This window comes from Sulfitobacter pacificus, from assembly GCF_030159975.1.
Taxonomy (GTDB): Bacteria; Pseudomonadota; Alphaproteobacteria; order Rhodobacterales; family Rhodobacteraceae; genus Sulfitobacter; species Sulfitobacter pacificus.
On sequence record NZ_BSNL01000001.1, the window covers coordinates 721,649 to 733,598 of the forward strand.

The following is an 11,950-nucleotide window of genomic DNA, read 5'->3' on the forward strand; positions in this document are numbered from 1 at the left end:
TTGAAATGCAAAACGTTCAATTCGCGCTGGATCGTTTCGACCATGCGATTCTTTCTGTGCTGGCCGAAGATGGTCGGATCAGCATCACCGACCTTGCCAAACGCATCGGCCTGTCCAAATCCCCGACACAGGCGCGCCTGCGCCGCTTGGAAGAGCAGGGGGTCGTGCTTGGCTATCGTGCCTTGCTGGATCCGATCCGGTTGGGGTTAGATCATGTGGCTTTTGTCGAGGTCCGCCTGAGCGATACGCGGGAAAAGGCATTGCGCGAGTTTAATGCGGCCATCGCAAAGGTGCCGGAGATCGAGCAAGCCCATATGATTGCCAGCCATTTTGATTACCTGCTGAAGGTGCGGACCCGTGACATGTCTGCCTATCGCCGGTTTCTGGGCGAGACGATTTCATCACTGCCGCATGTCTCCAACACCTCGACTTATGTGGCGATGGAAGCGGTGAAAGAGACCATGCTGGCAGACGGGACTTGACGTGATGCCCTGCGGCGTCCTTGATAAAGGCATGCGGCAGGTTTTGATGATCCTGGGTACGGCGGCCCTTGCAGCGGGCCAGATGGCATGGGCAGCCTGCCCCGAGCCTGCTGATCACCATGAAGAATTGCAGGCGCTTATTGCCCGCGCGCAGGCGGCCGCTGATGCGGCAGAAGGGGCGCAGGCGTCAAACCAGATGTGGCAGGTCTGGCTGCGCGCCCCTGATAAAGCGGCGCAGGCTGTGTTGGATGCGGGCATGCGTCGCCGCGAGGTGTTCGATTTTGCCGGTGCCATTCGCGAGTTCGACCGGTTGGTTGAATATTGCCCGACCTATGCCGAGGGTTTTAACCAGCGCGCCTATATTCATTTCCTGAACGGTAACCATGAAAAGGCATTGGTTGATCTGGATATGGCGCTGTCCTTGCAACCCTATCATGTCGCCGCGCAATCAGGCCGCGCCCTGACCTTGATGAACCTTGGCCGCCTTGCGGAGGCGCGGGCACAGATGCTGGTGGCGGTGGAAAGCAACCCTTGGCTGTCCGAAGCGGCCCTTCTGGCGGATGGCGCACCGTTGGGACGCAAGGATCAGGAACTCTGACCATTTACACTGCCCCCGCCTTGGGATTATCTGCACCTGCTGCGGGCGTGATGGAATGGTAGACATACCAGACTTAAAATCTGTTGGGCCTTGTGCCCGTGTGGGTTCGAGTCCCACCGCCCGCACCACTTCCTCTTTCCCATGCTTAATAGCTGCTACGCGGGAAGTAAGGACAGCCTTCGAAGAAGGGCTTCACTTCTGCTTGGGTTTCAAGACGTCCTGAGGCAAACCCTTCATGGGTTTCACGAGTGATTCCCGCCAATGGTTCATGCGGAACCAGTACTTTCGGGCGCTTGAAACCTGACAGGCCGAGCCTCGGCAAAACCGGCCCAAAACCCTCAAGCGCAATTTCAACTGTGTCGCGTAACTCTTCTGAAATGAAGCCGTCTGCGGCTGGCGTGCGCTCCCTGCGGATTGGTGCGGTGTGCGCCAATAGCACGTTGGCCTGCATTGCGCTCAGTTCAATCTGCTCGATCCTGAATGACACATCGTGCAGCGGCTGGCGTTCATACTACAGCGACAAGTTCACGCTGACTTTCGCGCGACTTCCAACCTATGCCTGTTGTACAACCCTAAGGGCGTTTGCGACAAGGGCGCTGTGCCGGGGCGCGGCGGTTGTGCCGGCCCCGGCCAATAGTCGCTGAGTGGGCCCATTCGGGGCTGGACCTGTCGCGCTTTACTCATGTGGTAATTCCGGTGTGCGCCCAACCCGTTCAGCAAGGCGGGTGATGGTCAGGCCCTGAACGATGATTGAAAAGATCACAACGATATAGGTGGCGGTCAGGATCAGCGGTTTCCATTCATTGTCAGGCAGGGACAAGGCCAAAGCCACTGAAATCCCGCCTTTCAACCCGCCCCAGGTCATGATCGGAATGACACCGGCGCTAAAGGATTGAAATGGGCGCAGCATCAGTACGGGAACAGAAACAGCCGCCAGTCGCGCGATCAGCGAAACGATGATCGCCATGACACCGGCAAGGGCGAAATCGGCCTGAAAGGCGATTGCAAAGACCTCAAAGCCAATCATCAGGAACAGCACCGCGTTCAGGATCTCGTCCACCAGTTTCCAGAAGGCATCGACATATTGCCGGGTCTCTTCGGACATGCCGTGTTTGGCACCGATATCCCCGATCAAAAGCCCTGCGCAGACTGCCATGATGGGGGCGGAGACATGCAGCCAGACGGCCAGCTCATAACCGCCAAAGGCAAGGCCCAGTGTGATCAGCACCTCAAGTGAATAATCATCAATCAGCCGCATCACCCGGAAGGTCAGCCAGCCCAGAACAATGCCCAGCACCGCACCGCCCAGTGCCTCCTGCACAAACAGCTTTGCCGCACCTGCAAGGCCCGAACCATGGGCATCGCCACTGGGAAAGGCGAGGCCGACCAGCACCAGAAACACCACATAGCCAACACCATCGTTGAACAGGCTTTCACCGGCGATCTTTGTTTCCAAAGCCTTGGGCAGGTCCGCGTCGCGCAGCACGCCCAGTACGGCCACCGGGTCTGTGGGGGAGATCAACGCGCCAAAGATCAGCGCCATCAAAAAGGGCATGCCGGTGATCCAGCTGAAGGCGACCCCGACGATGACGGTTGAGATGGCAATGCCCATGGTCGCCATCAACAGGATCAGCAGCCATGCCTTGCGCAGATCCGACAGTTTGACATGCAGCGCACCGGCAAAGAGCAACAGGCCCAGCATGCCTTCCAGCAGGGCTTCGGAGAACTCCAGTTCCAGGACCTGCGCGCGGATGCTTTCCTCGACTGTCAGGGCGGGGAAAATCGCATCGGTGGCAATCACCACCAGCGAGGCGAACAATGCGACCACAAGAATGCCGATGGCGGAAGGCAGCTTTAGAAACAGATAGTTGATGGCCCCGAAGACACCCGCAAGAACGATCAGCAGCGATGCAATTTGTAGCAATGTCATTGTGGTGTCCTGTTGTTTGTGATCGGGGTCTTAACAGCTTTCGATGTTATGACCCTTGGGAATGGATTGGGGTTTCATGCGGCTTGGGTGTTTCGCCGTGCCAACACCTGCCGGATGATGATTGGCGACATGAGCACCAGACCGATGATCATCGTCAGCAACCCCGGGGCAATGAACAGAAACGATACCAACGCCACCCACCAGCGTTCCCATTTAGCCAGAGGCGCAAACAGGAAGCCGCTGAAGGCGACACCAAGGGAAGCAATGCCCAGCATGGCACCGGATAACGTGATGGTGAACAGCCACCATGTGAACCCGTCTGCCACCAGCAGGAGAGCGGGGGAATAGACGAAGACAAAAGGCACCAAGGCTTTGGCAATACCAAGACGGAAGGCGGTATTGCCGGTTTTGAAGGGGTTCGATCCTGCGATCCCGGCAGCGGCATAGGCGGCCAGTGCAACGGGCGGCGTGATATCCGCCAGAACCCCGTAATAAAACACAAAGAAATGCGAAACGAGGGGTTCGACCTGTAACTGTGCAAGGGCAGGGGCAGCGACGGCAACAAGGATGATATAGGTCGCAGTGGTCGGAATACCCGCGCCCATGATGATGCAGGAAATTGCGATCAGGATCAGCGAGACAAACAGCGCCCATTGGGTCACGGTGAAATAAGACAGAACCGGCAGGGTGCTGAGGAACCCGCCGATGTCCGTCGCGGTCTGCACCACAACATAGCCAAGGCGGAACCCGACGCCGGTCAGGGTCACAACCCCGACGACAACCCCAACAGTGGCCGCCGCTGCGCCAACCGCCAGCGTGTTTTTCGCCCCCGCCGAAAGGGCATTCCACAGATCGGGAAAGGTCAGACGATGGGTCGGATTAAGGAAGCCGACAACCACACAGGCGATAATGCCATAGACCGCTGCGTAATCGGGGGTTTTGCCGGACAGGATCAGATAGACCAGAATGGCCAGTGGTATGATTGACAGCCAATGATCCTTGAGGACCACGCCCACCTTGGGCAGTTCCTCGGCGCGCAGGCCCCGCAGGCCAAGTTTCTTTGCCTCCAGATGCACCATGATGAAGATGCCAAAGTAATGCAGCAAGGCAGGAAACAGCGCCGCCGCCAGCACATCGCGCAGGGGGATTTCAAGGTATTCCACCATGATAAACGCCGCAGCACCAAGGATTGGCGGGGTGATCTGACCACCGGTTGAGGCCGTGGCCTCGACCGCGCCGGCGAAATGAGGGGGGTAGCCGACGCGTTTCATTGCCGGAATGGTCAGCGCCCCGGTGGTCACCGTATTGGCGATGGAAGAACCCGAAATCGTGCCCATAAAGGCAGAGGAGAAGATCGCAACCTTGGCAGGACCACCGGAATAGCGACCCGCAATGACCATGGCGAGGTCGATAAACAGCTGCCCCAGACCGATGCGCGTGGCCAGTACGCCGAACAGGATGAACAGGAACACATATTGCGCCATGACGCCGATGGCGATGCCATAGATGCCTTGGTTGGTCATATAAAGATGGTTGATGATGCCCAGCCAGCTTGCGCCACCATGTTTCAACGCCCCCGGCATCCATGGTCCGAAATAGGCAAAGACAAGGAAAAGGATGGCGATGATCGGCAGGGTCGGGCCAACGGACCGCCGCGTTGCCTCCAATGTGAGCAGCAGCAAGGATGTGCCCATGAAAACGTCAAATTGCGACGGGTTGCCAACACGTTCGGCGACAATCGTCGGGGGCAAAAGGGGCAGGTACATAGCCGCCCCCACGGCAAGAACCGCCAGCATGATATCGATGACCGGCACCCCGTCAAAACGATACCATGCCTTTGGTACGCCGAGTGCGGGGTCGGATTTGCGCAGGCCGAACAGCAGGAACACCAGTCCGAGGACGAAAGACAGATGAATGCCACGGTGCAAAAGTTCGCGGATCAATCCGAAGCCTGAGGCATAGAAGTGATAGACCGACATGGCCACCAGCACCGCTGCGATGAAATGCCCCAACATGCGCCCCGTCGGGCGAAAGGCGGTTTCGGGATCAAATTTGCGTTCGATCTCGGCCAGTTGTTCGGGGGTCAATTCGGGTGTGTTATCAGCGGCCATGGGGTATCCGTCTGTAATCATGAAATAAAATAAGGCCCAAACGCCAATGCGGCGTTCGGGCCAAATCAGTCGAAACCGGGATTACTTCAGCAGCCCGGCTTCTTTATAGAACCGCTCTGCACCGGCGTGCAGCGGCACACCCACACCGTTCAATGCAGATTCTGCAGTGATCGTTTTGCCCTTGGCGTGGCCCACATCCAGCAGCTTGCGGGACTGTTCGTTCCACAGGGCCTTGGTGATGTTATAGATCAGTTCTTCATCCTCATTGGCCGAGGTGAACCACTGCGCACCCACTGCCACGGTCGTTGTGGTTGCAACGCCCTCATAGGCACCTTCCGGAATGTCAGAGGCAGCGAAAAAACCGTATTTCTCGGTCAGTGCCGCCGCGCCATCACCATCAATCGGCACCAGCTTGATGTCAGCCGCAGAGGCCAGTTCAACAAGCGATCCCGTTGGATAGCCTGCGACGACAAAGAACGCGTCGATCTTGCCATTACGCAAGGCCTCGGATGCGGCGCCGCCTTTCAGGGCTTCGGCGGTCACATCGTCCAGACCCAGACCATTGGCCTCAAGGATCAGGTTGGCGTCAACATAGGTGCCTGAACCCGGCTCATCCAGCGACACGCGCTTGCCCTTCAGATCGGCAACCGAATTGATGCCACTGTCGGCCAAAGCCACAAGATGAATATGCTCTTCGAACAGGGCGGCGATGGTGCGCAGGTCTTTGGCAGGTTCTTTGCCCTCCATCGTACCGGTGCCGGTGAAGGCCCAATAGGCCACGTCGGACTGGGCAAAGCCCGAATTGCGCAGGCCAGAGATGATGGCGTTGACGTTATCGACTGACCCACGCGAGGAGACAGCAGAGGCGATCAGCCCCTCAACACCGCAAGATCCGCCTGCATCGCATTCGCGCGACCCCGGTGGTTTGGAAATCGCATTGGCGATCACGCCGCCAACCGGATAATACGTGTAGGCGGTGCCGCCGGTACCGATGGTAAAGAACTTCAGATCCTGTGCGGCGGCGGCAGTTGCCAGACCGGTCACCAAGACCGCGCCAATCGCGGCGGCCTTCAGGCCTTTGAATGAAAACGTCATATCTTTCTCCCGTTTATGCTGGCGCTACCTGCAGAGACGTTGCGCATGGCCAGCTTAAAAGCCTAGGGGTGTCCCTGAGCCGATGGAGAACTGTAGGCATTGCGATACGGCGATGTAAACACCTCGGGTTTCCGGGAGGTGCGGACTCGAAAAGATGCCCCTAGGCCAAGACGGCAAGCCAGAACCAGACACTCAGGATTGAACTGCCGGTCGCGATCAGCACAGCAGAGGCGGCAACACGGCGTGCGCGCCCATACATATTGGCAAAGATATAGGCGTTGAACCCCGGTGCCATGGCCCCGGTCAGCACTGCCGCGCGGAACTGATCCTTGTCCAGCGCCAGCGCAGTGCCCATGCCCCAGACAATGCCCGGATGCACCAGAAGGGACAGGGCACAGACCATGGCGATGGCTTTCATATCACCTTCGGGTTTGTACTGGATCAATACGCCGCCAAGAGCAAAAAGCGCCGCAGGCAAAGCGGCCCGTGCAATCAGCGACAGGGCGTCATCAACAACGCCGGGCAGGGTAAGACCGGAGAGATTCACAGTGAACCCTGCCAGAATGCCCAGCACCAGCGCATTGCGAAACATCGCGCGGGTGACAGAGCGGAACAGCTTTCCCGCTGATTGCCCGCGCCCGCGCACGATCTCCATCACAGTGATGCCCAACCCGTAACAAAACGGCGAGTGAAAGGCGATGATGGCGAAATTGCCGGTCAGCGCGTCCGGGCCATAGGCGCGTTCCGCAATCGGCAGGCCCAGCAGAACAGAATTGGAGAACAGGCAGCAAAACCCGATGGCGATACAGTCTTCCCAGTCGCGTTTGAAGAACACCCGCGCGCCGATGATACCAAGCGCAAAACAGGCCGCCGCACCGGTATAAAAGCTGATCAGCAACCGTGGATCAAAGGAGGCGGCAATGTCGATTTTGGAAATCGCCTGAAACAGCAGGCAGGGCACGGCGAAATTCTGGGCAAACCGCAGAACCCCATCGATGCCGCTGGCGGGAAACAAGTCGCGCCAGACGGCGACATAGCCAAAACCGATGACCAGAAAGACCGGCAGGATAACTTCAAGTAGGGTTTGCACAGGCGGGCCTTGTTACGTGGTTTCAGAGGCGGGTCAGGCCAGCGGGAAAGTCAGGACCATGCCGTCAAAGGCCGGGTCGATATGGGCAGGCATCTCAGCGGCGATGGTCTGATAGTCCAGATCGTTGTGCATATTGGTCAGCACAGCCTGTTTCGGGGCCATGTCGCGGATCCAGCCCAGCGTCTGGTCCAGATGGCTGTGGGTGGGATGTGGATCACGGCGCAGGGCATCGACGATCCAGCAGCTCAGCCCCTCCAGATGCGGCCAGATATCATCGGGAATCTGTGCGACATCAGGCAGATAGGCGACATCGTTTACCCGAAACCCTAAGGCATCCATGCCGCCATGATTGACCAGAAACGGTGTAAAGGTCAGCGCCCCGCCGGGGCCGTCAACGGTGGTGTCGCCGTCAATGTCATGCAGATCAAGGATTGGTGGGTACATCGACCCTTTGGGCTGTACGAAGGCATAGCCGAACCGTTCCAGCAGCGCCGCTTTGGTCGGGGCATCGGCCCATACCGGCAGGCGGGCCCGCATGTTGATCACGATCATCCGCAGATCGTCAAGCCCATGCACGTGATCGGCATGCGCATGGGTATAAAGCACCCCGTCAAGCCGTCCGACCCCCGCATCCAACAGCTGGCTGCGCATGTCCGGGGAGGTGTCGATCAACACCGAGGTGGTGCCATCCGCGCTGACCCTTTCGACAAGGATCGAACAGCGACGCCGGGTGTTCTTCGGCTCGCTCGGGTCGCAGGCCCCCCAATGGCCGCCCAAACGCGGCACCCCGCCGGAAGAGCCGCAGCCCAATATGGTGATGCGCATTTCCGTCATCAGGCAGCGGCCTGAAATGCGGTGACTTTGGAAAACAGCCGCTCGAAGTTCTTCTGCGTCTGTGCGGCGAAATCGGCGTAATCCATGCCGAATGTTTCCGCAGCCCGCCGCGCGGTATGTGCCACAAAGGCCGGTTCGTTGCGTTTGCCGCGATGGGGTGGGGGTGCCAGATAGGGCGCGTCGGTTTCCACCAGAATCCGCTCGATCGGGGCGGCGGCAAAGATGTCACGCAGATCGGTGGATTTGGGAAAAGCGGTGATCCCCGACATACTGAGGTAAAACCCCAGATCAAGGGCCGCGCGGGCCAGCTCTGGTGAAGAGGAAAAACAATGCATGACGCAAGAATAGGGCCCGTTGCGGTATTCTTCGGTCAAAATCCGCGCCATATCTGCATCGGCATCACGGGCATGAATGATCAGCGGCAGGCCGGTTTGCCGCGCCGCTGCGATGTGGATCCGCAGGGAGGTTTGCTGAACCTCCATGCTGTCGGCGGTGTAATGATAATCCAGACCGGTTTCGCCAATGCCCACCATCTTGGGGTGCGTGGTCAGGGCGATCAATTCATCCACAGTGACCATCGGTTCAGCGGCGACAGACATCGGATGGGTGCCAGCGGCAAAGAACACTGGGGCATGGGCCTCTGCAATGGCGCGCACTGTATCAACCTGACGCAGCTTGGTGCAGATCGTCACCATCCGCGTCACACCGGCATCCGCAGCGCGGGCGATGGCCTCGGGCAGCTGGTCCTCGAAATCGGGGAAGTCGAGATGACAATGGCTGTCCGTGATCTGCGGGCTGGCTATGTTCTGTGGGTTTTGGGTCGTCTGGGAGGTGTCGGTCATACAGTCCGTCATTCTACCTTGGGGCGCAGTCGCTTATCTTTTGCAGGGTATCTAGGACCAGCGCGGCAGGGTCAAGGTTCACCGCCATGCCGTGTTGTGCCCGTGCCGAAACCTCTTGCGCCAGATCGGCCCATTTGCGGCCCTGAAACGGGGTGGGAGACAGGCGTTGCATCAATTCCGCCTCGCCCGGTGTGGCCTCGACCTGGGGAGGGGCACCGGTGGCACCGCTGCGCGCCAGCCGGGCCAGCATCAGATCAATCAGGGAAAACAGCAGGATCAGCTTTTCTTCCGCGCCGCGCTGTGCGGCAGCCTCGGCAAGTTTGATCGCGCGGGCACGGTCCATCCGGGGCAGGGAGGCCATCAGCCCCATCAGCTCGGCATAAATCTGGAAACCGCCCATCAGGGACAGGCGCAGCGCGCCCCCAACCGAGCCACCGGAAAGCGCAGCAAGGGCCATCGGATCGCCCTGCATTTCAACTCCAGAGGCGGTGAGAGCGCTCTGCATATCTTCTGCGTTCAGCGGGTGAAGCCGCAGCACTCGACAGCGCGAGCGGATGGTGGGCAAGAGGCCAGAGGGCTGGTGGCTGAGCAGCAATAGCACCGCCCGTTCGGGCGGCTCCTCCAGCATTTTCAACAGCGCATTGGCCGCATTCGTGTTCATCTCATCAGCGTCATCAATGATCACCACACGCCGCCCGCCATCCGCTGCGGACATCTGGAAAAACCCATTCAACGCGCGGATGTCATCGACGACAATCTGTTTGCGCATCTTCTTGGTATCAGGATTGATCGTGCGGGTGACAGCGCGCAGCGCCCCTTCGCCACCGGCGGCAATGCGGCGCGCGACAGGATGGTCGGGATCGATATCAAGTGTGTCGGGTGTGGGAGCAGCGAACATGCCGCCATCGTCGTCCGGCGTTGCCAGCAGAAACCGCGCAATGCGCCAGGCCAATGTCGCCTTGCCCACACCACGCGGGCCGGTCAACATCCATGCATGATGCAGCTTGCCAGAATTGAAAGCATCCAGAAACGCGGCTTCGGCGGCACCTTGCCCGATCAAAAGCGGCGTGTCGCGCGGGTGGAGGGCACCGGCAAGGCGGTCGGGCTGTGGGGCGTCATCACTCATGATCCGGGTCTAGCAGGTTTGGCGCGGGAGGGAAGGCTCAGGACGGCAAACGGGTACTGACAACCTGTTGCACGTCGGCTGCGACCTCATCAATGCCGCGCCCGCCGTCAATGGTGACAAACCGCTCTGCAAACTCATCAGCGAGGGCCAGAAAGCCGGTGCGCATGGCCTGTTGCAACTCCTCCCCAAAATCCTCGAACCGTTCCTCGACCGTCTGCCGGGCCAGGGCGCGCGACAGGCCCTTGGTCGGGTCCATGTCGATCAGCACAGTCAGATCCGGTTCCATCCCGATCATCAGCCGGTGTAAATCATCGACCATGGCGCGCAAATCACCGCGTGACAGCCCCTGATACATACGTGTTGAATCGGCAAAACGGTCGCAGATCACAATCTTGCCCGCCTCCAGTGCCGGCTGGATGGTGCGTTCCAGATGATCGCGCCGGGCCGCCGTGAACAACAGGATTTCGGTGCGTGCGGACCAGCGATCAGGATCCCCTTGCAAGACCAGCGCGCGAATTTCCTCTGCCCCCGGAGAGCCGCCGGGCTCGCGGGTCAGTACAACGTCATGGCCAAGGCCGCGCAGATGGTCGGCCAGCAGGCGCGCCTGCGTTGACTTGCCCGACCCGTCGATCCCTTCAAAGCTGATGAACAGTCCGGCGTGGCTCACGAAGCGTCCTGTGGCCCTGCGTTCAGACGCGCCAGAAGGTGTTTGGCGGCGGCGGTCATTTTCACCATGAACCCGCCGGGCTGCACGGTTTCGGCGGCAACAAGCGGCACCTTGACCTCTGGCAGCCCGTCGCGGGTCAGGATCAGTTCGGCGATGGCATCACCCTTGGTAATCGGGGCGCGGAACGGGCCGGTAAAGACCACCTCGCCTTCCAATCCGCCACTGACGGAAATCGGGGTCAGCACCGACAAATCCTCGGCCAGCTCCAGCCCGACGGTTGGTTGTTCACCCATGGCGACAGGGGCCTCGGCCAATTGGGTCCCTGCGGTGCCCAGACTTTTCTGGCTGAACTGGCGGAATGCCCAGTTGACGATGGATTCAGACTCGCGTGCGCGTCCCGCCGCGCTGTCCAGACCGCTGATCACAAAGATCACCCGGCGATCGCCCTGTTTGGCGCTGCCCACCAGTCCATATCCGGCCTCATTTGTGTGACCGGTTTTCAATCCATCAGCGCCAATATCCAGCTGTAATAGGGGGTTACGGTTAAACCTGTTTGAACTTTCATTGGCGTCAAACATGAATTCACGTTCGGCGAACATCGGATAGAACTGTGGGAAATCCGAAATCAACCGATTGGCCAGCAACCCCAGGTCACGCATCGACATGCGGTGACCGGGCTTCGGCCAGCCGTTCGAATTCATAAAGGTCGAATTGGTCATGCCCAATTGCTGCGCGCGCATGGTCATGTCACGGGCAAAGCGGCTTTCGGTACCTGACAGGGCTTCTGCAATCACCACACAGGCATCATTGCCCGACAGCACGATGATGCCACGCAATAAATCTTCGACAGAGACACGTTCGCCTTCCTGAAGGAACATGGTTGATCCACCGTAGGCGGCAGCATCCGCGGAGACCGGCAGCTTCTGATCCAGTTCCAATCGGCCGGAGGCAACAGCCTCGAACGCCAAATAAAGCGTCATCAGTTTGGACATGGAGGCCGGTGGAAGGGGCGTATCGGCGTCTTTTGCCAACAACACAGTGCCGGTTGTCTGGTCAACGACATAGGCCGCGGTGGCCTTGGTTTCAAAGGCAGAGGCGGCAGAGATCGACAGGGCCAGCGTCACGCCGGTTGCGAGGGCGGTGGCAGAGAGGGTACGAAACATAGACAGGCGGGC

General features: G+C 59.4%; 12 protein-coding genes and 1 tRNA gene. 3 read left to right on the forward strand and 10 right to left on the reverse strand.

The window, feature by feature from the left end; all coding sequences use genetic code 11:
• Positions 1 to 5: 5 nt before the first annotated feature.
• From QQL78_RS03620 to QQL78_RS03630, 3 genes are all read left to right on the forward strand, one after another.
• Positions 6 to 482 (forward strand): Lrp/AsnC ligand binding domain-containing protein, encoded by a 477-nt coding sequence (locus QQL78_RS03620; RefSeq protein WP_284370664.1) that lies wholly within the window; start codon positions 6 to 8, stop codon positions 480 to 482.
• 46 nt (positions 483 to 528) lie between these two features.
• Positions 529 to 1,080, forward strand: a complete 552-nt coding sequence (locus QQL78_RS03625) for a tetratricopeptide repeat protein (protein ID WP_284370666.1) — start codon at positions 529 to 531, stop codon at positions 1,078 to 1,080.
• Between the two features lie 41 nt (positions 1,081 to 1,121).
• A tRNA-Leu gene (locus QQL78_RS03630) sits at positions 1,122 to 1,208 on the forward strand.
• A 17-nt stretch (positions 1,209 to 1,225) separates the two neighbouring features.
• On the opposite strand, the gene QQL78_RS03635 is transcribed toward QQL78_RS03630, so the two are convergent.
• The 10 genes from QQL78_RS03635 to QQL78_RS03680 form a co-directional block, all read right to left on the reverse strand.
• Positions 1,226 to 1,531, reverse strand: coding sequence for a hypothetical protein (locus tag QQL78_RS03635; protein WP_284370668.1), 306 nt, complete (start codon positions 1,529 to 1,531; stop codon positions 1,226 to 1,228).
• A 225-nt stretch (positions 1,532 to 1,756) separates the two neighbouring features.
• Positions 1,757 to 3,010, reverse strand: coding sequence for a cation:proton antiporter (locus QQL78_RS03640; protein WP_284370670.1), 1,254 nt, complete (start codon positions 3,008 to 3,010; stop codon positions 1,757 to 1,759).
• 74 nt (positions 3,011 to 3,084) lie between these two features.
• The gene (locus tag QQL78_RS03645) at positions 3,085 to 5,121 is read right to left on the reverse strand and encodes a TRAP transporter permease (RefSeq protein ID WP_284370672.1); all 2,037 of its coding nucleotides are present in this window, start codon (positions 5,119 to 5,121) and stop codon (positions 3,085 to 3,087) included.
• 81 nt (positions 5,122 to 5,202) lie between these two features.
• Positions 5,203 to 6,216, reverse strand: a complete 1,014-nt coding sequence (locus QQL78_RS03650) for a TAXI family TRAP transporter solute-binding subunit (RefSeq protein WP_284370674.1) — start codon at positions 6,214 to 6,216, stop codon at positions 5,203 to 5,205.
• A gap of 160 nt (positions 6,217 to 6,376) precedes the next feature.
• The gene (locus QQL78_RS03655; protein WP_284370676.1) at positions 6,377 to 7,306 is read right to left on the reverse strand and encodes an AEC family transporter; all 930 of its coding nucleotides are present in this window, start codon (positions 7,304 to 7,306) and stop codon (positions 6,377 to 6,379) included.
• Between the two features lie 33 nt (positions 7,307 to 7,339).
• Entirely contained in the window at positions 7,340 to 8,140 is an 801-nt protein-coding gene (locus QQL78_RS03660; protein ID WP_284370678.1) for an MBL fold metallo-hydrolase, read from the reverse strand.
• Positions 8,140 to 8,982 carry a TatD family hydrolase gene (locus tag QQL78_RS03665; RefSeq protein ID WP_284370680.1) on the reverse strand — a complete coding sequence of 281 codons (843 nt, stop codon included), beginning with the start codon at positions 8,980 to 8,982 and terminating at the stop codon, positions 8,140 to 8,142. Before QQL78_RS03665 ends, QQL78_RS03660 begins: the two co-directional genes overlap by 1 nt.
• Before the next feature lie 13 nt (positions 8,983 to 8,995).
• Entirely contained in the window at positions 8,996 to 10,108 is a 1,113-nt protein-coding gene (locus QQL78_RS03670; protein ID WP_284370682.1) for a DNA polymerase III subunit delta', read from the reverse strand.
• Between the two features lie 37 nt (positions 10,109 to 10,145).
• Positions 10,146 to 10,775 carry a dTMP kinase gene (tmk, locus tag QQL78_RS03675; protein ID WP_284370684.1) on the reverse strand — a complete coding sequence of 210 codons (630 nt, stop codon included), beginning with the start codon at positions 10,773 to 10,775 and terminating at the stop codon, positions 10,146 to 10,148.
• Positions 10,772 to 11,938 carry a D-alanyl-D-alanine carboxypeptidase family protein gene (locus QQL78_RS03680; protein WP_284370686.1) on the reverse strand — a complete coding sequence of 389 codons (1,167 nt, stop codon included), beginning with the start codon at positions 11,936 to 11,938 and terminating at the stop codon, positions 10,772 to 10,774. The genes tmk and QQL78_RS03680 overlap by 4 nt, the downstream gene beginning before the upstream one ends.
• Between the last annotated feature and the right edge of the window lie 12 nt (positions 11,939 to 11,950).